14 protein-coding genes are annotated in these 20,105 nt (G+C 62.3%); 6 read left to right on the top strand and 8 right to left on the bottom strand.

Annotation, left to right across the window (positions count from 1 at the left end):
• The first annotated feature begins 41 nt into the window (after window positions 1-41).
• A complete protein-coding gene (locus tag LNV09_RS09640) occupies window positions 42-1,586 on the top strand; it encodes a methyl-accepting chemotaxis protein (protein ID WP_263556886.1) in 1,545 nt (514 codons plus the stop codon).
• A 99-nt stretch (window positions 1,587-1,685) separates the two neighbouring features.
• Here LNV09_RS09640 and LNV09_RS09635 read toward each other — a convergent pair whose 3' ends face one another.
• Both LNV09_RS09635 and LNV09_RS09630 read right to left on the bottom strand, forming a co-directional pair.
• Window positions 1,686-3,017, bottom strand: a complete 1,332-nt coding sequence (locus LNV09_RS09635) for an ABC transporter substrate-binding protein (RefSeq protein WP_263556885.1) — start codon at window positions 3,015-3,017, stop codon at window positions 1,686-1,688.
• 5 nt (window positions 3,018-3,022) lie between these two features.
• Window positions 3,023-5,110 (bottom strand): TonB-dependent receptor plug domain-containing protein, encoded by a 2,088-nt coding sequence (locus tag LNV09_RS09630; RefSeq protein WP_263556884.1) that lies wholly within the window; start codon window positions 5,108-5,110, stop codon window positions 3,023-3,025.
• A 192-nt stretch (window positions 5,111-5,302) separates the two neighbouring features.
• Here LNV09_RS09630 and LNV09_RS09625 point away from each other — a divergent pair, with 192 nt between their 5' ends.
• Window positions 5,303-7,525 (top strand): EAL domain-containing protein, encoded by a 2,223-nt coding sequence (locus LNV09_RS09625; RefSeq protein ID WP_263556883.1) that lies wholly within the window; start codon window positions 5,303-5,305, stop codon window positions 7,523-7,525.
• 6 nt (window positions 7,526-7,531) lie between these two features.
• Here LNV09_RS09625 and LNV09_RS09620 read toward each other — a convergent pair whose 3' ends face one another.
• Entirely contained in the window at window positions 7,532-9,097 is a 1,566-nt protein-coding gene (locus LNV09_RS09620; protein WP_263556882.1) for an ATP-binding protein, read from the bottom strand.
• Complete coding sequence (locus tag LNV09_RS09615) at window positions 9,097-9,651, bottom strand: YfiR family protein (RefSeq protein WP_263556881.1); 555 nt, start codon at window positions 9,649-9,651, stop codon at window positions 9,097-9,099. Before LNV09_RS09615 ends, LNV09_RS09620 begins: the two co-directional genes overlap by 1 nt.
• A gap of 23 nt (window positions 9,652-9,674) precedes the next feature.
• Here LNV09_RS09615 and LNV09_RS09610 point away from each other — a divergent pair, with 23 nt between their 5' ends.
• On the top strand, window positions 9,675-12,431 hold the full coding sequence (locus LNV09_RS09610) for a response regulator (RefSeq protein ID WP_263556880.1): 2,757 nt from the start codon (window positions 9,675-9,677) through the stop codon (window positions 12,429-12,431).
• A 7-nt stretch (window positions 12,432-12,438) separates the two neighbouring features.
• On the opposite strand, the gene LNV09_RS09605 is transcribed toward LNV09_RS09610, so the two are convergent.
• Window positions 12,439-13,053 carry a response regulator gene (locus tag LNV09_RS09605; RefSeq protein WP_263556879.1) on the bottom strand — a complete coding sequence of 205 codons (615 nt, stop codon included), beginning with the start codon at window positions 13,051-13,053 and terminating at the stop codon, window positions 12,439-12,441.
• Between the two features lie 253 nt (window positions 13,054-13,306).
• On the opposite strand from LNV09_RS09605, the gene LNV09_RS09600 reads away from it, so the two are divergent.
• Window positions 13,307-15,016 carry a methyl-accepting chemotaxis protein gene (locus tag LNV09_RS09600; RefSeq protein ID WP_263556878.1) on the top strand — a complete coding sequence of 570 codons (1,710 nt, stop codon included), beginning with the start codon at window positions 13,307-13,309 and terminating at the stop codon, window positions 15,014-15,016.
• 50 nt (window positions 15,017-15,066) lie between these two features.
• A complete protein-coding gene (locus LNV09_RS09595; protein WP_263556877.1) occupies window positions 15,067-15,597 on the top strand; it encodes a hypothetical protein in 531 nt (176 codons plus the stop codon).
• Between the two features lie 3 nt (window positions 15,598-15,600).
• On the opposite strand, the gene LNV09_RS09590 is transcribed toward LNV09_RS09595, so the two are convergent.
• Entirely contained in the window at window positions 15,601-17,109 is a 1,509-nt protein-coding gene (locus tag LNV09_RS09590; RefSeq protein WP_263556876.1) for a S10 family peptidase, read from the bottom strand.
• Window positions 17,110-17,142: 33 nt separating this feature from the next.
• On the opposite strand from LNV09_RS09590, the gene LNV09_RS09585 reads away from it, so the two are divergent.
• A complete protein-coding gene (locus LNV09_RS09585; protein WP_263556875.1) occupies window positions 17,143-17,973 on the top strand; it encodes a DUF429 domain-containing protein in 831 nt (276 codons plus the stop codon).
• Window positions 17,974-18,188: 215 nt separating this feature from the next.
• Here the strand turns inward: LNV09_RS09585 and rocF are convergent, their stop codons facing one another.
• Together rocF and LNV09_RS09575 are read right to left on the bottom strand one after the other, a co-directional pair.
• A complete protein-coding gene (rocF, locus tag LNV09_RS09580; protein WP_263556874.1) occupies window positions 18,189-19,109 on the bottom strand; it encodes an arginase in 921 nt (306 codons plus the stop codon).
• A gap of 19 nt (window positions 19,110-19,128) precedes the next feature.
• Window positions 19,129-20,022, bottom strand: coding sequence for an LOG family protein (locus tag LNV09_RS09575; RefSeq protein WP_263556873.1), 894 nt, complete (start codon window positions 20,020-20,022; stop codon window positions 19,129-19,131).
• Between the last annotated feature and the right edge of the window lie 83 nt (window positions 20,023-20,105).

Here is a 20,105-nt window from a genome sequence, read left to right as displayed (position 1 = left end):
AGACAGCCATGCAAGCCCAAGCACAGGCCAAGGACATCATCATGAAAACTATCCAAAACATGAAGCTGCGAACCCGAGTATTGGCGGGCTTTGCCGTCGTGATGGGTTTGCTATTGGTGGGTTCGCTGATAGGCGTGTTGCGGGTCAAACAACTCAATGCCAGCATCGAGCACCTTGTCGATGTGGACTCGCACGCGCTGGATCTGGCGCGCCAATGGGCAGGCATGTCCGAGTCAAATATTCAGCGTCGCATCGCCACGCTGGCAATTGACGACGAGGCATTCGTCAAGGCATTCACCCGCAAGTCCAAAGAGACCAGCGCAAGGGTGGACAAGGTTCAAGAGGAATTAACGCAGCTCAGCAAGACGCCGCAAAGCGAGCGTTTGAGCGACAAAATTGCCATGACCCGCAAGCAGTACCAAGCCCTGCGCGACGACTTGGCCAAGGCTAAAAAAGAGGGGCAAGACATTCGTGCGCGGGTGGTGGCTGAGTTGATTCCCGCCATGGATACCTATACCGACGCGATCAATGACTATGCCGAATACAAGCGCGAGCGCCTGCAGGATGCGCGCCAGCAAGCCAGCGATGAGGCCAATTCTGTGGTGAGTTGGGTATTGCTGCTGTCGGGTACCGCGACGCTGATTGGCATCGGCATTGCGCTGGCCATCACGCGGTCCGTGACGGCCCCGGTCGAGCGTGCGCAGGTGCTGTCCGAGAGCATCGCCGACGGCGATCTGACGCACGAAGTGCCGATTGAAGGCCGGGACGAGATGGCCAGCTTGACGCAGTCGCTGCAGCAGATGCAGCAGCAGTTGTCCCGCACGATTTCGGGCGTGCGCAGCGCCGCCGAGCAGGTGCGCATTGCCTCGGCCGAAATCGCCACCGGCAATATGGACCTTTCCAACCGCACCGAGCATGCCGCCAGCAGCCTGGAGCAAACCGGTGCGGCGATGCAGCAGCTCAGCGAGGGCGTGCGCAGCAACGCGGAAGCGGCGCGCCAAGCGGACAGCTTGGCGCAGACGGCTTCCGCTGTGGCGGACCGGGGCGGCGCGATGGTCAGCAGAGTGGTGGCGACGATGAATGAGATTCAACAGTCGTCGAACAAAATCTCCGACATCATCGGCGTGATCGACAGTATCGCCTTCCAGACCAATATCTTGGCCCTGAATGCTGCGGTGGAGGCAGCGCGCGCCGGTGAGCAAGGCCGCGGCTTCGCGGTGGTGGCCAGCGAAGTGCGCTCGCTGGCGCAACGCAGCGCACAGGCGGCGCGCGAGATCAAGACCCTGATCTCCACCTCGGTGGACAAGGTGGAGAGCGGCGCCAAACTGGTGCAAGACACCGGCGACACCATCGGCGAAGTGGTGCAAAGCGTGCAGCGCGTGACGCAGATCGTGGCCGAGATTTCCAGCTCTACTTCAGCGCAGGCGCTGACCTTGGGCGAGATTGGGCAAGCGGTCAATGAGCTGGACAAGATGACGCAGCAAAACGCCGCGCTGGTGGAGGAATCGGCGGCGGCCGCGCAAAGCCTGCGCGATCAGGCCGCGCAGTTGGTGGCGTCGGTGGCTGCGTTCAAGTTGCGCGGCTGAGGAGGTGGAGCAGCATGGCGACTGCTCTCAAGTCGAGCGGCTCAGGGTGTTCACGGGCCAGGTGCGCGCAACAGCGCCATTCAAACCTTGCCGCTTTGCTCAATCCGGCGTGACTTGATCCACCTGCGTCAAGATCAGTTGCCCGGCTGAGTTGCGCAAGACCCGGTATACGATGAAGGAGCCGGTGCTGACATCACCGGTGCTATCCCAATTGATGCCAGATTTGGCGCCGTCGTAGTCCCAGTCTTGCCCGGGCGAATTGCGGGCGACTGAAAACTGACCGGGGATGATTTTCAAGGGCGTGGCCGTGTCGGCCCGCGACACCGGGCCAAGCCATTGCGCCATCGAGGCCCCTGCCGTACTGCCGCCTGCTTGTGCAGCGAGCGCGAACAGATAGGCCGCGTCGTAGCCGGATGGGCTAACGCCCGTTTCAGGTGCAACACCATAGGCTTTGGTGTAGAGATCAACAAAGGCTAGATACTCCGGTCGCTTGGGGTTGCTGTCGGCGCCCATGATCAGCATGTTCTCAATCACGGATGCGTCTGCCGTTGAAACGAATTGGGCATTGCTGAGTGAGCTGACACCGTACAGCGCAGGGCGCGGGCGGTTGTTGTTGAGTGCCAAGTCCTTGCTCAAGCCCACAATCTCGGCTGACAGACCGCCGACATAGATCGCATCCGGATTGCCGTTCGCAAAAGCCTTTGCGACCACATCGGCAAAGCCTGATGTTTTGCCCACGGGGTAAGCCGATTTGGCGATAACCTGGCCGCCTCGGGCGACGAACGAATTTCCAAAGGAGGCGCTGATTGAGCGACCGAAGGTGTCGTCGGAATAGATCAGGGCTACCGTTTGCTTACCCTCTTTGCGGGCGATCTGTGCCGCCACTTGCCCCGAAAAGGCGTCGGACGCGATGATGCGGTAAACCATCACCGGACTTCCCCGGTCCAGGCTGCTGAGGGCCGAAGAGCTGGCACCGGTGGTGATGATGGGCACGCCGGTTTTGACAACGGTCGGCACCAGCGGCAGGACTTCCGCACTCGTCAGCGGCCCGATGATGCCAAAGCAGCCTGCGTTGACCAAATCAAGGTATTCGCCGGCGACGGCAGCGGCACCTTCAGCCGTGCCGGCCTTGGTGTCGCGCACCATATAGCCGAGGGTCTTGCCATTGACGCCTCCGCCCGCATTGATTTCGGCCACGGCCAGCCTCAAATAGCGCTCTCGAACGTCGTAGCTTGCGGACGTTGTGCCGCTGTAGGGCAGCATGAAGCCCAACATCAGCTCACCCTGAATGCCTGGGCGCAGGCTACCGGTCGCACCCTCGGCCCGGGCCGAGCTGCCATCGACTCCACCGCCGCCACAACTGCTCAGCAGGCCGGCAGCGCTCAAAAAAATGGCCGCGACCCCAGGCTTGAGTTTGCAATCTGATTTCATAGCGTTCAATTCCAACGGTAGCGGTAGCTCAGCAACGCGCTGCGGCCTTTGCCGGGGAAGTCGACGCTGCCATAGCCGGGCTCGGAGTAGTTGGCGTTGAGCAGGTTGTCCAAGCGCAGCTGCAGTTCGTGGCTGCTGAAAAAGACCTGCGTCCAGACCAAGTTCAGGCGGGTACTCGGGGCCAGTGAATAGGGCGTTAGGAAATTGGCGAACGCATTGCTGAAGCTGGCGTGACGCTTGGACGCATACAGCAACTCGGTCGCCCATTGACCAAATTTGCCCGAATGCCAGCGCCACTCGGCACGTACCGACTGTTCGGGGAAGCGCTCGGGTGGCCTGACCAAGTCGCCGACCAGCGGGACCGGATCTCGCTCACTCATGTTCAGCCCTGTCCAGGCGATGCCAAAGCGGTGCGCGCCTTCTTCATAACTGCCATCCAGCTCTGCACCTTGGCCAGAGAAGCGGCCCCGATTGACAGGCTGGTAGTTGAGACCGGTCTGCTGCAGCTCGATCTTGTCTTTCACTTCGAGCTGGTAGACATTGGCCGTGAGCTGCAGCCTGGGGCTGGGCCGCCAATTGACTTGCAACTCGGTGTTGCTGGCGGTTTCGGCGCGTAGCTTGAGGTTGCCGATCACGTCGCCACCGTAGAGCGGCTGGGCCAAGAGGTCAAATACGCTGGGCGCTTTGTAAGACGTGCTCCAGATCAGCTTGGCGTTGAGTTCGCGGCTGTGTTCATACACGGCGGCGGCGCGCCAGTTGGTATTGCGGCCAAATTGATTGTGATCGTCCAGCCGCCAATTGGCGCTCAGCCCCAGCTTGTCGGTGGTTTGCCAGAGGTACTGGGCGAACACGCCGGTATTGCTCAGGTGCATGGCGGTGCTGGCTTTGCCGCTCAGGCTGCGGCTGCCATTGGGCGCCACCAGCAGCACTTGCATGCTGTCTTGATTGTCGACGGTGCGGTCGGCGCCAAAACTCAGGCCATGCTCCGGGTTGAGTGCCCAGTTGAAGTTGAGGCCCAGGTCATTGGCCGTGGAGGAGAATTCACGCTTGGGGTAGCTGCTGGTGCCGGTCTCCAGCCGCTCGGTGGAGGCGGGGCCGGAGCGGGCGACGTTCCAGCGGAACTTGGCCTGCCAGCTCGGGCCGATGTCCCACTGGCTTTGCCAACCGAGTTGAGCGCGGTACTGGGCATAGCGATTCTTGTGGCTGAGCACGCCGAAGTCGAGAAACTCTGCCACGCTGTCGATGCGCGAGTAGTTCAGCTCCAACTGGTGTTTGAGCGCTTCGGTCTCAAAGCTGGCGCGGCCCAGTAGCGAGATCGGCTGCAGGCGCGCGTCGCTGGACTCGACCCCGCGCAGCGCCGGCAGCGCACCCAACAGCGGCGAGCTGTCTGGCAGTTGCAGGCCATTGAGTTCGTAGTGTTCGGCCTGTACGGCGAACAACAGCCCTAAGCGCCCATTGCCGCCGCTGATGCTGGCATCCACACCATTTGCGCTGCCTGCATAGGCCCGCAGCTTGGCGCTGGCCTCGCTGGCGCCGACATGGTCTTTGCGCGTGATCACATTGACGGTGGCCAAAAAAGCGTCGGCGCCGTAGAGCGCCGAGCTGGGGCCGCGCACCACTTCGATGCGGTCAACACTGCTCATGGGCAGCAAGCCGGGGCTGAGGAAATTGCTGGCGTCGGGTCGGAAGGCTTGCGGCTGGCCGTCGATCAGGAGCTTGAACTGGCGGTTCCAACTGCGTTGGCCGCCAAACAGGCCGCGCACGCCGACATCTTGAAAGCCTTGTGTGTCGACCCGGTAGAGGCCTGGCACCCGGGCCAGTGCATCGGCCACCGAGCGGTCGCCCCAGGCTTCCATTTCCTCGCGCGCAATCACTGAAATGATGGCCGGTGCGCGCGCCAGGCTGGTGGCCACCAAGCTGGCCGACTCCACCTTGATCTCGGCCAACTGCTCCAGCGACATGCCGAACTGCGCGGGCTCCGGCGGCGGGCTTTGGGCCAGCGAGCTGGCGGGCAACAGCCCTATCAGCCCTAAGAGCCCCACCAGCCCCGGCGGCCCCATCAGCCCCAACAAGCCCAGACCGGTATTTTTCATCGGGCGATGCCTTTGGCCGCAGCCATGAATGAATGGCGGCTAGTATTGACCCTTGCTCGCCAAGGGTCAAGGCCGAAAAGGCTGAAATTACATTTGTATTGAGGCCCTTTTTCAACGCTTCGAGTGGCGCAAGGATTGGCATAACATCTGATTCGCCGCGTGGATTCGCCTCTTGTTGTGGAGCTTAAGCCAATGCCCGATGAAGACCAACTCATCCTGACCGATGCACCGAATGACCCCGAGCTGGACGGGCAAGTTGCTTGGCGGGTCCTGGTGGTGGATGACGATGAAGAGGTGCACCGGGCCACCGACTATGCGTTCCGGCGCGCACGGGTCCTGGGTCGGAATTTGATCTTGCTGCACACCTATTCGGGTGCCGAGACGCGCGCGCTGTTGGCGCATGACCGTGACTTCGCGCTCGTGTTGTTGGATGTGGTGATGGAAGATGCACAAGCCGGGCTGAACCTGGTGGAGTACATCCGGCGCGAGTGTCAGATGCTGTCGACCCGCATCATCTTGCGCACCGGCCAACCCGGTTCGGCGCCCGAGTTGCCCATCATCGAAGCCTATGACATCAATGATTACCGCACCAAAAGCGAGTTGACGCAGACCCGGCTGATCACGGCTGTGACGGCGGCGCTGCGCTCTTTTGATCAAATCCGCATGATTGCCGAGAGCCGCCGTGGGCTGGAGCTGATCGTGCGCTCCTCGGCCGACTTGATGGAGCGGCACGCGATGCTGAGCTTCGCCGAGGGCGTGCTGACGCAATTGGCTGCGCTCCTGGGTCTGCCGCGCGATGGCCTGGTGTGCGTGCACCGCGGCGAGGAAAAGCGTGGTGAGCGAGCCGATACCTTTTATGTCATCAGCGCAGGCGGGCAGTTGGCGGATTACCTCAGCTGCACCCTGGACAAGTTGGCCGATACGGCTGTGCGTGAGGCGGTGACCGAGGCGCTGCGCTTGCGCCAGCATCAGTTTGGCGCTGCCTGCACGGTTTTATATCTGTCTGCAGACGGCCATGAGGCAGCCGTCTATATGCGTGCGCATCAACCCCTGGCGGCCATTGACCGGCAATTGGTGGAAGTTTTCGCCACCAATTTGTCGGCCTATTTTGGCAATGTGCATTTGATCGGTGAGTTGAATCGGCTGGCGTTTATGGACGGGCTGACCGGCCTGGCCAACCGGGTGCAGTTTGTCAAGGATGTCGAGTCGCTGGCACTTGCCCAGGACGCGGGGCAGGGCCCTGCGCAAGCGGTGTTGCTGCTCGACGTCAGACGATTCTCGGAGCTCAATAACGGCCTCGGTCATGAGATCGGCAATGCCTATCTGAAAGCGATTGCCGCAGGTCTGCGCGCGAGTTTCTCGGCGCAAACCCGGGTGGCGAGGCTCAGTGGTGATGTGTTTGGTTTGGTGGGCCCCGTGGCCGAACTCGGGCCCGAGCAATCACGGCCGCTGTTTGAGGCCGGGGTGCAGGCCTGTGAGCACCGGCTGCCGGTGGCTTTTGCGGCCGGCTATTACGCTTTGCCTGGCCATCAAGGATCGGGCCTTGCCGCTTTGCGGCGCGCCAATATTGCGCTGGCAAGGGCGCGGCTCGGTGCGCAGGCGCAATTGGTGATTTTTGATCCCATCATGGAAGAGCAGACGGCCGGGCGCCTGGCTTTGCTGCGTGCCTTGCGCGCGGCGATCCAGGCCCAGCGCTTGGAGCTTTGGTATCAGCCACAACTGGGGCTACAGGATGGCCGTTTGGTCGGCCTCGAGGCTTTGATGCGCTGGCCGGATGGTGCTGGCGGCATGGTCGAGTCGCCGGCGGTGTTTGTGCCGCTGGCCGAACAGGCGGGCTTGATCGTGGAGTTGGGGCTATGGGCGCTGCACCGGGCGGCGCAGGACTGGCGCTACTTGCAGGGCTTTGCCGGCGCGCCGCCGCGCATCAGCGTCAATGTCAGCATGCCGCAATTCCGCAGCGGCGACTTGCAAGAGCAGGTGGCCGAGGTGCAGGCTCGCCACGCCCTGCCCGCCGGTACGCTGGAGTTGGAGATCACCGAAAGCATCGCCATGGATGAACCCGCGTTGGTGGTGTCGACCCTGGTTGCGCTGCGCGAGCAAGGGGTGCGGGTGGCGCTGGATGACTTCGGCACCGGCTATTCGTCCTTGTCTCAACTGAGCGCCTTGCCCATCGATGCCTTGAAGATAGACCGCGCCTTTGTGAGCCAGATCGGCGCAGCAAAGGGCGAAGGCTTTGTCGAAACGGTGCTGGCCTTGGGCCAGCACATCGGTGCGGAGATCATCGCCGAGGGCGTTGAAACCCCTGGGCAAGCCGAGTTCCTGCGCCAGCATGGCTGCCCGATTGTGCAGGGCTGGCTCTATGCCAAGGCAATGCCGCTGGAGGAGCTCAAGGCTTGGATGAGCGCGCGTGCTTGAGCTCGGTCAGAGCTGACCTATCGGCGCGCGGCGCGGGAAGCGCAGCTCAAAGGTGGTGCCTTGGCCGACCTGGCTGCGCACTTCAATCGAGCCGCCCAAGGGGATTTTTGCCAGGCTGTGCACCACATGCAGGCCCAGGCCTGAGCCGCCTTGGCCCAGCCTTGTGGTGAAGAAGGGCTCGAAGATGCGGTGCAGGTGTTCGGGCGGGATGCCTGCGCCATGATCACGCACGCTCAGCGTCAGCCAGCTCTCGCCGCTGTCCGGCTTGCCGGTGTCGATTGATTCGAGGACCTGCACCTCGATGCGCCCACCGCCAATCGGCTCCAGACCGTGGCGGGCAGCGTTCTCGACCAGATTGCTGACGATTTGCGTCAACGCACCGGGATAGCTGTTGCAGCGTATGCCGGCGGCGCACTCCAAACTCACCTCGATGGGGCGGTGCTTCAGGCCTGGTGCCAGCAAGGCCATGCAGTCGTCCAACACATGGCGCAAGTCAAAGTCCATGCGCGCCTCGCTGGTCTCATTGACCGCGACGGACTTGAAGCTGCGCACCAGACCGGCCGCGCGTTCCAGCGAGCGCGTCACAATCCCTGAGCCCTCTTCGACCGAGGCCATGAAATCATCCAGCCCGCGCCGGCTGAGCGAGTTGCCGGTGATTTGCTCGCGCATGGTGTGACTGCTTTTGCTCAGGCTGGTGGCGGCCAGCAAGGCATTGCCTATTGGCGTGTTCAGCTCATGCGCGACGCCGGCCACCACGTTGCCCAGGGCGGCCAGCTTTTCGTTTTGCATCAGCAGCGTCATCGCCTGCTCCAGTTCCTGGCTGCGCTCTTGCACGCGCTGCTCCAGTTGGTCATTGGCCAGCTGCAGTGCGCTATCGCGCTCACCGACCACCCCCAGCATGCGGTTGAACTCATCCGTCAGTTGGCCGATTTCGTCGCCACTGGTTTTGGCCACACGCAGCGAAAAATCCCCGGTACGGCCAACCTCGCTTGCTGCCGCGCTGAGTTGCTCCATTGGTAAGCTGACCAGGCGCCGCCCGGCCCATAGCAAGACCGCCCCCAGCACCAGCACGGCCAGTGCCAGCGCGCCAAACATGATGCCGTATTGCGGCAGGCGCTGCAGCAGCGGGGGCAGTTGCACGCGGATCCAGACATGGCCGAGCTCCCGTCCATCGCGCATCACGGCCAGGCTCAGACTGGCTTGATTGGCCTGAAAGTCTATGCCGGTGGACTGGGGCCTGCTCGGGCTGCTGGGCTTGCCGCTGTCGGCCCATTCGGCAAACAAGGAGCCGTCGGCGCGGTAGAGCGCGCCGGCGGTCATGCCTTCATACAGGCGCAGCAAAGCGAGGTTGTCTTGCGCCTGTTTGGCATCGTCGAAATCCAGCGCGGCCTGGTTGATGTCGGCCATCACCTTGGCCACGGCGGTCAGTTGCGCCGCCACTCGCGGCCGGAATGTGCTGGTTTCATAACTCAGCACCGCCAAGCCGGCCAGCAACAGCGCCAGCAGCGTGCCCAGCAACAGCGCCAGCTGCAGCTTGCGCTGCAGGCCGAGTGAGGAAAATCTCCAACCCATCAGCGGCTCTCCTCGTAGGTTCTGAGTGCGAGTTGCTGCAATTTGGCCGAAACCTTCAGGCCCGAGCGTTCGGCCGCTTTGGCGTTGAGCTCGAAGCGCAGTTGCTCCTCCCGCATCAGCAAACCGATGATGCCGCCGCGGTCCAGGAAGCCGGTGCCGGAGCCTATCGTCAGGATGGGCAGGCCGTTCAGCGGACGCAGTGGTGCAGCATTGCCCTCGGGCGTGTAGAGCAGGTGCACATGGATGGCCTGCAGGATGTTGTCGACGCGGCGCACCTGCACCGCCCGGCCCTGCAAACGGCGGGTCTTAAAGCCCGCCTCGAGCAAGCGCAACGTCACTTCGTCATCCATCACGCCGATCACGAAAGGCGCCTCGGCGTCAGCGAAAGCGCTTGCCGGCCATTCGACATAACTGCCAAAAGCTGCGACATAGTTGGCCCTGGCGGTCTCTGGGCTCATGCGCTGTGCGGTCGTTTGAGCACCACCTGTCCCTGCCGTGAGCAGCAGACTCAGTGCCAGCAGGATCGCGAAGGGGGTGGCCGCGAAACGGTTCATAGGGTGGGCAATGAGGCGTGATGATGTTGAAACGGATCTGGGCGCTGGAACTCGAAAGCCGCCATGTCAGTGTCTTCACGCCTGCCGGCTTGGAATTGGGGCACACTGCCGGCTGCCGCCATTGCACGCACACAGATTCGATGAGCCAGCAAGCCAATATCTTTTTCAGCGATGAGCCCTTTGCTGGCGCGACATCCGCTGCGCCGCCGCCCTGGCGGGTATTGGTGGTCGACGATGACGAGGAGGTCCATAGCGCGACCCGTTATGCCTTGCGTCAGGCGGTGATTCTGGGCCGGCCATTGAGCTTGTTTCATACCTACTCGGCCCAGGCCACCCGGGAGTTGCTGGCGACCGACCGTGACTTTGCGATGATCCTGCTGGATGTGGTGATGGAAAGCGAGCGCGCCGGCTTGGAGCTGGTCGCGCATATCCGTGAGCATTGCGGCATGGCGGCTTGCCGCATCATCTTGCGCACCGGACAGCCCGGCTACGCGCCCGAGGTCAATGTTTTCAACAGCTTTGATATCAACGACTACCGCAGCAAAACGGAGTTGGGTCAGGAGCGGCTGATCATCAGTTTGTCGGCGGCGCTGCGAGCCTATCAGCAGATTATTCGTTGTATGCAGGCTGAGCAGCAGGCCGTCGAAAGTGCCAAGGCCTTGGCGCAAATGAACGCCGACTTGGAGCGAAGAGTGCAGGCACGCACCGCCGAGCTGGCCTTGGCGCGCGATGCTGCACAGGCGGCCACGCGCGCCAAAAGCGAGTTTTTGGCCAATATGAGCCATGAAATCCGCACGCCGATGAATGCCATCATCGGCATGACCGAACTGGCCTTGCGAAGCCTTGAAGCGGGCAGCCGTGATGCAGTCAGCGCTGCGACCAAGCAGCGGCGCTATCTGGCCACCACCAAGCTGGCCGCCGATGCGCTGCTGACCATCATCAATGACATCCTCGATTTCTCCAAGATCGAGGCCGGCCATTTGCAGCTGGAGACGGCCGAGTTTTCCTTGCAGGAGATGTTCGACCGCGTTGCCGCCGTGATCGGTCTGCGGGCGCAAGAAAAAGGCCTCGAGTTGCTGTTTGATTGCGCTCCGGGCGTGCCGCAGCGGGTGAGCGGCGATGCGCTGCGCCTCGCTCAGGTGCTGATCAATCTGTGCGGCAATGCGCTCAAATTCAGCGACAGCGGCGAGATCGTGGTGCTGGTGGAGCGCTTGGATGCGCCCGAACTGGCCGATGCGCAAGCACTCAGACTGCGTCTGCGCGTGCGCGATCAAGGCATAGGCATGAGTCAGGCTCAGCTGGCGACGCTGTTCCAGCCTTTTCAGCAGGCCGACAACTCGATCACCCGAAAGTTTGGCGGCACTGGCCTTGGCCTGGCCATCTGCAAGCAGCTGGTCGAGTTGATGGGCGGCAGCTTCAGCGTGCAAAGCGAACTGGGCCGGGGCAGCGAATTCAGCTTCGATGTCCAGCTGGGCGGCTGCGCCGAGCCGGCTCCGAGCGAGCTTGCCGATGCGGGCCTGGCCGGGCTGCGCGTGCTGGTGATCGACGACAGCATCTATTCGCGTGACATCTTGCAACACAGGCTTGAAAACTTGGGCCTGCAGCCGGTGCTGGCCGACAGCGCACGAGCCGGCATTGCCGCGCTGCAAATGGCGCAGTTGTCCGGCACGCCGTTTGACCTCTTGCTGCTGGACTGGCGCATGCCCGATATGGACGGGCTGCAAGCGGCCGAACGCATGCAGGCCTTGGGCTTGGTGCAGCCGCACCAGATCATCCTGGTGACCGCCTTTGACGCCCAGGCCTTGCAGCCCTCGCTTGAGCGCCTGCAGTTGGCGGCTTGCTTGGCCAAACCGGTGTCTGAGCGGTCCTTGCGCGAGGCCATGGCCCAAGCCATTGGCCCCAGGCCAGACAGAGCTGCGGTGCATGAGGCGGCCGCCGAGCGTTTGGCGCCTGACCCGCAGGAGGCGGGCCTGCTCGCCGCGCTGCGTGGGCGCCATGTGCTGCTGGTGGAGGACAACGACATGAACCAGATGCTGGCCTGCGAGTTGCTGCAGGAATTGGCCGGCATGCAGGTGCAGACGGCCGGCAATGGCGAGGAGGCGCTGCGACTGCTGCGCCAGCAGCGCTTTGATGTGGTGCTGATGGATGTGCAGATGCCGGTGATGGATGGCTTGCAGGCGACCCGCCTGATCAGGCAAGACGCCAGCCTTGCGGACCTGCCTGTGATCGCCATGACGGCTCAGGTGATGAGCGGCGACCGCGCGCGTTGTGCGGCGGCCGGCATGAATGACTACGTCGGCAAACCGGTGTTGGCACAGGAGCTGTTCACGGCCTTGGCCAAGTGGTTGCCGGCCGCGCCTACGCAGGCTTCGCAAGCCCAGCGAGCCGAGGAGGCGCTGACGCAGCGGGTCGGCTTGGCGGTGCTGGACCTGGACAAGGCGCTGGCGCATTGCCAGGGGCGGGGCGAGCTGCTGGACAAGTTCTTGCACAAATTTCTCGCCACCCGACTGGGTGATGCGCAGCAGATTCAGGTGGCCATGCAGGCAGGCGACTTGGCCAATGCCGCGCGCATTGCTCACACGGCCATTTCCACGGCCGCCATCATCGGCGCCGAGCGTTTGTCGGCTGTGGCGCGGGAGTTGGAAGCTAGCTTGATCGCCGAGGAGCTTGGCGAAGCCGCTCGCGAGGGGCCAGCAGATTGGCGCTTCTTGTTGCAACAGTTCGAGGCGCAACTGCTCGCGGTGCAGGCCGCTTTGCGCGTGGCCTGCGCGGGTCGCTGAAGGCCGCTCAGCCACGGTCCCTCTGGAAGCTGTCCAATGCGCCGGCCAGCAAAGCCTGCTCGACCGGCTTGGCCAGCAGCAGCACCTCGTCCGGCAGCCCGCCCAGGCGGGCCAGGTTTTCGCGCGACTGGCTGGACACCGCAATGATCAGCGGCGGCTTGGGGCTTGCGCGCAACTGCCGGATCATCTCGATGCCGTTCATATGCGGCATCACCATATCGGTGATCACCACATCGGGGGCGCTGCGGCCGGCCATCATCAAGGCCTGAAAGCCATTCTCGGCCAGCAGCAGATGGGCCCGGGGCAGCAGCAGGCGCACCTGCATTTCCAGCAACTCGCGGGCGATGTCGTCATCGTCCACCAGCAGCAGACTGAGCGCTTGGGCCGAATCGCCCTGTTTGGCGGCTTGATTCGCCGCCTGATCAGCAAGAGCCGAGGGAATTTCTGCCTCCTGGGCGGCCAAGAGCGTGCTGACGCTGTCGGCATCAATCCGGCGATGCCCACCCAGGGTCTTCCAGGCTTTCAGGTGCCCCGCATCAACCCAGCGTTGCACGCTGGCCGGCGAAATCCCCAAGAGCTTGGCCGCCTCGATGGTGGTGTAGGACGCGGCGCGCTCGCTCATTTGTTCGAATCTCTCTAAGCTTTCTAAGCTCTCTTAGTGTTCAAAATTTTAGCTCGATTTGAGTGTAAAGACCGATTTGATTGATCTATCGATCTCGTTTTCTCGATTGGGATTATTTTGAATGATTTGAATGATTTAACTTGAATGAATGATTTGAGTGATTTAGAGTTGCTCCATTCGCAAGACCTGCGAAGCCCAAGACCCACATCAACCTCAGCCGCGCAGGCGGCAGCAACGGACACTGGAGCACATCATGAAAGCATTGAGCAATCTGAGCATCGCAAACCGGCTGACCCTGGGCTTTGGCCTGATGGGTACGCTGATCGCAGTCGTGGCTGCTGCCGGCATTTACAGCAACAACCGGTCTGAGGCCGCCATCCACGAGATCGTTGAGGACAATATGCGTGGCCTGAGTTTGGTGAACGATATGTCGGAGTCGGTGCATATCGTCTCCCGGGTGACGCGCTCGATGATTCTGTTGGACGACAAGAGTTCGATTGAGGGCGAAGTCAAAAAGATCGATGCAGCCCGGGCCAAGTACGACCAAGCCTTGGCCGAGATGGAAAAAATGCCGGCCAGCGCGCAAGAGCAGGCCCTTCAAACCAAAGTGCGCGAGGCCGCCGCAGTGGCTCGCCCACTCAATAGCCAGGTCCAAGCGCTGGCGCGTGAGAATCATGATGCCGAGGCGCGTGACTTGTTGCTCAAGACGGCTTCGCCGGCCACCAAACAATGGCAGGACCGGATGGATGAACTGCTTGCCTTCCAGGAGACCGAGACCGCCGCCGATGCAGCAAGTGCATTTGCAGATGCTGCCTTCTTGGACCGCGCCATGATGGGTTTGACCGCGGTGGCACTTGGCCTGGCGGCATTGCTGGGTTGGTTGATCAGCCGCAGCATCGTGCAACCGATACAGCGTGCGGTGCAGGTGGCGCAGACGGTGGCCGCGGGCGACTTGAGCGCCAAGATCGAGGTCAGCGGCAAGGATGAAACTGCGCAACTTTTGCAGGCGATGAAGACCATGAATGAGAACCTGCTGCGGGTGGTCGGTGATGTTCGCAATGGTGCCGAATCGATCGCCACCGCTTCGGCGCAAATCGCCGGTGGCAACTTTGATCTCTCGCAGCGCACCGAAGAGCAGGCTGCCAATTTGGAAGAAACCGCAGCCTCGATGGAGCAACTGACCGCGACCGTGCGTAATAACGCCGATACCGCACGGCAAGCCGCCCAGATCGCCGGCTCGGCCAGCGCCGTGGCCCAAAAAGGCGGCGCGGTGATCGGTGATGTGGTGCGTACCATGGAAGACATCAATGCCAGCTCGCAGCAGATCGTCGAGATCATCGGCGTGATGGATTCGATTTCCTTCCAGACCAATATCCTGGCGCTGAATGCGGCCGTCGAAGCGGCCCGGGCCGGCGAGCAAGGGCGCGGCTTTGCGGTCGTGGCCGCCGAGGTGCGGGCCCTGGCGCAACGCTCGGCCACTTCGGCCAAAGAGATCAAGGCCTTGATCGGCGCCAGTGTCAGCAAGGTGGAGACTGGCACCAAGCTGGTGGCCTCGGCCGGCAGCACCATGGGCGAGATCGTGACCCAAGTGGGCCGTGTCAACGACCTGATTGCCGAGATCAGCGCCGCTACCATCGAGCAAACCAGCGGCATCGGCCAGATCAATGAGGCGGTCAACCAACTCGATCAGGTCACCCAGCAAAACGCTGCGCTGGTGGAAGAGTCGGCTGCAGCTGCCGGCAGCCTGCAGAGTCAAGCGGCCGGGCTGGTCGCGACGGTGGGTTCCTTCAAGTTGGAGGCGGACCTTGCCCAAGCTGTGGCCTGCAAGCCTTTGCCCGCCAAGCAGGAAGAAAGCCGCAGCGCCACCGTTCGCAGCTTCGCCCCCGCGCAGAGTGGTCAACGCAACGCTCGGCCCCTGGTGTCGAATGCAGCACTGGCGACACAGAACTGGGCGGCATTTTGAAGTCCGCCGCCCAGGACTCAAAGCAAACCCAAGCAAGCGAGGGCAAAGAAATGAACCACAGCAATTTTGTCGCCACCGGCCCAGCCGCCAGCGTGCCGCGCATTCCAAGCTGCCGTGCAAACTATGCATATGCGGCTGCAGCACAGAAGGCTTGGCGCATTCTGGTGCTGGAGTCGGACGAGGCTGCACGCCGCAGCTTGGTCACCGCCATGCAGGGCCAGGTATTTGCAGGCCGTGAACTGCAGCTGCTACTGGCGGAGTCGCCCAAAGCGCTGATGGAAGCGCTGGACGCGGACCAAGATTTTGTCGCCGTGATTCTGAATGCCGAGTACCAAAGCAGCCTGGTCGGGCAGGCCCTGGTGGAGTACATCCGTGACATTCACGAGATGAGGGACTGCGCGATCTTGTTGATGGGCGCGGCACCATTCCTGAGCTGCAATCGGACGCGTATCGAAAGCGAATTCCTGCGCCGCTATGAGGTCAGTGACTTGCGTGTTGTGTGCCGCAGCTTGGGGCTGGAGGCCCGCAGCGACTTGCTGCAGGCCAGCATCGAAGCGAGCTTGAGCAAGCGCTGCGCCTGAGCTTCAAGCCGGCTGTTTTACAAAAGCCCGCAACTCCTGCGCCATGCGTGCCAGCGAGGGTTGGTGGATATACATCATGTGGCCGGCCTCGAAGTAGCTGACCTGCACATTGCCCTGCAGCTTCTTGTGCAGCCCGAGGTGGCTGAGCGTGTAGTCACCCGCCGCATGCGGCGTGGCCAGGTCGTAATAGCCGCTCGCCACATAGATGCGCATGTCAGAGTTGGCATGCATGGCGCGGCGCAAGCTGTCTCCTACGTTGACATACTTGTTCTCGAAGCCCTTCCAGCTCCAGGTGTTCCACAGCGGCGCAATCACCAAGTAGGGCGCATCGTCCTCGAACTTCAGTGTGTCACGCAGCAGGCGGTTGATGCCCACCGCATAGGCGCCGACAAGATTGTTCATGCCGGCGTCTTCTTCCGGGTGCTCGCCGGCGTCGTCGCGGTCCAGGCCCAGGAAGCGGCTGTCCAGGCGGCCGACGGTCTGACCGCGCTCGCGCAGCAACTCCTTGAAAAAGCGGAACTCGGTCGGTCGCAGGTCGCAGCGCAGCAGGTATTGCAGGCTCAGGCCGCTGAAGTGGGCGAGCTTCTCGGCCACCTTCTGGCGCTGCTCTTGCTCCAAGCGCGAGCCCTGCATCAGCGCCGTCCAATACTCGCCATTGGCAAAGGCCTCGGCCTCGCTGACGACTTCTTTGAGCGTCTTCTTCTGCAGCGCCGGTTTCAGCGCCTTGTGATACCAGGCGGTCGCGGCATAGGTGGGCAAGTAAAGCGGGTAGGGCAGCTCGTTGCCGTGATCGAAGCTCAGCGTCTGGAAGTCCACCGCCATCGACACCAGCATCAGGCCGTTGAGATGGATGTTATGTTTTTCCTGCAAGTGGCGGGACAGGCCGGCCGCGCGCGTGGTGCCGTAGCTTTCGCCGATCAGGTATTTGGGCGCGCCCCAACGACCGTTGCGGGTCAGGTAGAGGCGGATGAATTCGCCCACGGCGTCCAGGTCGCGCTGGTACTCGTGATACTCGGCCAGCTTCTCGCCCTCGGCCACGCGCGAGTGACCGGTGCCGACGGGGTCGATGAAAACCAGGTCGGAGTCGGTCAGTAGCGTGAACTCGTTGTCGGTCAAGGCGTATGGCGGCGCGCCACACTGGCCCATCTCATCGGTCGGCACGCGCTGCGGCCCCAACAGGCCCAGATGCAGCCAGACGCTGGATGAGCCCGGCCCACCGTTGAAGCTAAAGGTGATGGGGCGATCGCCCTTGGTCTTTTTCGACGCCTTGAGCGTGTAGGCGATGAAGAAGACGCTGGCGCGGGTCTTCTTGCCTTTGTACTGGCCCTTGTGTTCGCCCTCGGCCTCGCTGTGCACCTCTTGCAGCAGCAGCGTGCCGCAGGTGGCCGTGTACTCCAGCACCTGTTTGCCGACCATCAACTTGTGTTCGGTGCGGACCAAATGCTCGACCGGTGGGGGCGAGCTTTTGCTGTGGTCGGACTCGGCTTTGCTGTTCGGCTCGGCTGCGGACATGAGGCTTCCTTTGTTTACGCTATGGTGGCGAGCATGCACTCTAGCTCGATAAATTCCAACACCCTCTTGCTGGGGGTTGATTTCAGCAGCGCACCGACGCGCCGCAAACCGATCACCGTGGCGCAGGGGCGACGACAGGGTCAGGTCTTGCGCTTAGACGCTGTGTTGAGCTTTGATAGCCTGCTGGGCTTTGGTGAGTTCTTGGCCGAGCCAGGCGTTTGGCTGGGCGGCTTCGACTTCCCCTTTGGCTTGCCGCGTGAGTTGGTGCAGGCGCTGGACTGGCCGCAGAGTTGGCCGGCGCTGATGGGGCATTACACGGCTCTGAGCCGGGCTGAGATACGTGACGCGTTTGCCGGCTTTTGCGCGGCGCGGCCGGTCGGCAGCAAATTCGCCCATCGCGCTTGCGACGGGCCGGCGGGTTCGTCACCGAGCATGAAATGGGTCAATCCACCGGTCGCATTCATGCTGCATGCAGGCGTTCCCTTGTTGCTGCAAGCCGGCGTTGAGCTGCCCGGCTTGCACGAGGGCGATTCAAGGCGGGTTGCGCTGGAGGCCTATCCTGGCCTGCTGGCACGCGAAATTCTTGGGCGGCGCAGCTATAAAAGTGACGCAAAACTCAAGCAGACACCCGAGCGCTTGATTGCCCGCAAGGACTTGATTGAAGCGCTGGAGCAGGGCCGCACTCGATTAGGTTTGCGCCTCAAACTCAGCCATGCCCAGCGTGACAGCTTGGTCGATGATGCCAGCGGCGACCGTCTGGATTCGGTCTTGTGTTTGCTGCAGGCGGCTTGGGCGCAGGGGAGGGCGGGCTACGGCTTGCCGGCGCTGATCGATCCTTTGGAGGGTTGGATCGTCAGCACTTGATTCCGCAGGCAGCGCAAGCTTGTTTACGCATCAAGGTGCTCTTGCCGTCTGCCGAAGGCAGGGCAAGCTTACTTTCTCATCAAAGTCCTCTTGCCATCTGCCGCAGGCAAGGCAAGCTTACTTTCTCATCAAAGTACTCTTGCCGTCTGCCGCAGGCAGCGCAAGCTTACTTTCTCATCAAAGTACTCTTGCCATCTGCCGCAGGCAGGGCAAGCTTACTTTCTCATCAAAGTACTCTTGCCAAACAGCGACTCAATTAAATCCACCGACACCTTGGCCGTGCGGTTTTGCAAATCCAGCGCCGGGTTCAGCTCGACGATGTCGAGCGAACCCATATAGCCGGTGTTGGCGATCATCTCCATGCACAGATGGGCTTCGCGGTAGGTCGGCCCGCCGGGCACAGTGGTGCCGACGCCGGGCGCGATCGCCGGGTCCAGAAAGTCCACATCGAAGCTGACATGCAGATGCGTGTTGGCGTCCAGCGTTGCCAGTGCCAACTCCATGGTGTGACGCATGCCCATTTCGTCGATATAGCGCATATCGAAGACCTCCAGGTCTTGCTCGTGGACAAAGCGCTTCTCGCCCGCGTCGACGCTGCGGATGCCGATCTGGCGCACCCACTTGGGGCTGATCGCCGGCACTTGGCCGCCGATCTCGATCAACTCCTGAGGGCCAAAGCCGCACAGGCAGGCGACCGGCATGCCGTGCACATTGCCGCTGGGGGTCAGCTTGCTGGTGTTGAAGTCGGCATGGGCGTCCAGCCACAGAATGCGCAGCTTTTTGCCGGTATCGCGGCAGTGTCTGGCCACCGCGCTGACCGAGCCGATGCCCAAGCAATGGTCGCCGCCCAGCATGATGGGCATGCGGCCGGCCTTCAATTCAGCGTAGACCGCGTCATGCGTGACCTGGTTCCAAGCGACCACCTCGTTCAGATGGCGGTAGCCGTCCACCGGCGGCAGCCAGGGGTTGGGCGGGCCGCTGAGGTTGCCGCGGTCGACCACATCGACGCCGTGGCTCTTCAGTGCCTTGGCCAGATCGGCCACGCGCAGGGCTTCGGGGCCCATGCTGGCGCCGCGCTCGCCGGCGCCGATATCGGTGGGCACACCGATCAAGGATACGGATCGCAAGGTGGTCATGTGGGTCTTCCTTTTGTGTTTAGGTGGCGCTATGCGCGCCTGGGTTCATGTCGTATTCGGATTCCAGCAACGCCCAGGCTTCTTCGGCGGTCTCGACGAAGTGAAACAGGCGTACATCGGCGGGGCCAATCATGCCGGTCTCAACCAAATAATCAAAGTTGATCAGGCGGGTCCAGAACTCGCGCCCGAACAGCAGGATAGGGCGGCGCCGGCTTTTTCCCGTCTGTATCAAGGTCATGGTTTCGAACAACTCGTCGAGCGTGCCGAAACCGCCGGGGAAGCACACCAACGCCACCGAGCGCATCAGGAAATGCATCTTGCGCAGCGCGAAGTAGTGGAAGCGAAAACACAGCTCGGGCGTGATGTAGCGGTTCGGATGTTGCTCAAACGGCAGCACGATGTTCAGACCAATGCTCTTGCCTCCCGCCTCAAAGGCGCCGCGATTGCCGGCCTCCATGATGCCGGGGCCACCGCCGGTGACAACATAAATCGGGTTATCTCGCTCATTGGACGCTCGCGTGACGAGGGCGGCGAAGCGCCGGGCTTCCTCGTAGTAATGGCTCATCGCCAGTTGCATCTCGGCGCGCTTGATCTGCTCGGCGTCGCCGCTGTTGTTGCTGCCTCGCGCCTGGGTCAGCAAGGCTTGCGCTTCTTCTTGCGACGGGATGCGCGCGCTGCCGAACATCACGATGGTCGACTTGATGCCCAGCTCCTGCTGCATCAGCTCGGGCTTGAGCAGCTCCAACTGCATGCGCACCGGGCGCAGCTCTTCGCGCAAGAGGAACTCGTTGTCATCAAAAGCCAAACGGTAGGCGCTGCCCGGCTGGTCATAGTTGGGCTGCGGCGCCAGGCTTTGGGCCTCTTCCTTGGCGGTCGGGAAATTGCGGGCGATCAGCTGTTTGCGCTTGTTCATGGGGTCGGTGAGGGTCGGGAAGGCAGCTTGGCTTGCCGGGACGCAGCTTACGTGAGGCTGCGAATAATTTTCGTGCGTATTTT

The organism is Paucibacter sp. B2R-40, from assembly GCF_025717555.1.
GTDB lineage: Bacteria > Pseudomonadota > Gammaproteobacteria > Burkholderiales > Burkholderiaceae_C > Paucibacter_A.
The sequence above is the reverse complement of the archived record's forward strand: the minus strand, read 5'-3'. Positions and strand labels throughout refer to the sequence as shown.

Excerpts from the sequence above, each read along its gene's own strand:
- LNV09_RS09640 (WP_263556886.1), top strand. The coding sequence starts at position 42 with ATGAAAACTATCCAAAACATGAAGCTGCGAACCCGAGTATTGGCGGGC.
- LNV09_RS09635 (WP_263556885.1), bottom strand. The coding sequence starts at position 3,017 with ATGAAATCAGATTGCAAACTCAAGCCTGGGGTCGCGGCCATTTTTTTG.
- LNV09_RS09630 (WP_263556884.1), bottom strand. The coding sequence starts at position 5,110 with ATGAAAAATACCGGTCTGGGCTTGTTGGGGCTGATGGGGCCGCCGGGG.
- LNV09_RS09625 (WP_263556883.1), top strand. The coding sequence starts at position 5,303 with ATGCCCGATGAAGACCAACTCATCCTGACCGATGCACCGAATGACCCC.
- LNV09_RS09620 (WP_263556882.1), bottom strand. The coding sequence starts at position 9,097 with ATGGGTTGGAGATTTTCCTCACTCGGCCTGCAGCGCAAGCTGCAGCTG.
- LNV09_RS09615 (WP_263556881.1), bottom strand. The coding sequence starts at position 9,651 with ATGAACCGTTTCGCGGCCACCCCCTTCGCGATCCTGCTGGCACTGAGT.
- LNV09_RS09610 (WP_263556880.1), top strand. The coding sequence starts at position 9,675 with ATGTTGAAACGGATCTGGGCGCTGGAACTCGAAAGCCGCCATGTCAGT.
- LNV09_RS09605 (WP_263556879.1), bottom strand. The coding sequence starts at position 13,053 with ATGAGCGAGCGCGCCGCGTCCTACACCACCATCGAGGCGGCCAAGCTC.
- LNV09_RS09600 (WP_263556878.1), top strand. The coding sequence starts at position 13,307 with ATGAAAGCATTGAGCAATCTGAGCATCGCAAACCGGCTGACCCTGGGC.
- LNV09_RS09595 (WP_263556877.1), top strand. The coding sequence starts at position 15,067 with ATGAACCACAGCAATTTTGTCGCCACCGGCCCAGCCGCCAGCGTGCCG.
- LNV09_RS09590 (WP_263556876.1), bottom strand. The coding sequence starts at position 17,109 with ATGTCCGCAGCCGAGCCGAACAGCAAAGCCGAGTCCGACCACAGCAAA.
- LNV09_RS09585 (WP_263556875.1), top strand. The coding sequence starts at position 17,143 with ATGCACTCTAGCTCGATAAATTCCAACACCCTCTTGCTGGGGGTTGAT.
- rocF (WP_263556874.1), bottom strand. The coding sequence starts at position 19,109 with ATGACCACCTTGCGATCCGTATCCTTGATCGGTGTGCCCACCGATATC.
- LNV09_RS09575 (WP_263556873.1), bottom strand. The coding sequence starts at position 20,022 with ATGAACAAGCGCAAACAGCTGATCGCCCGCAATTTCCCGACCGCCAAG.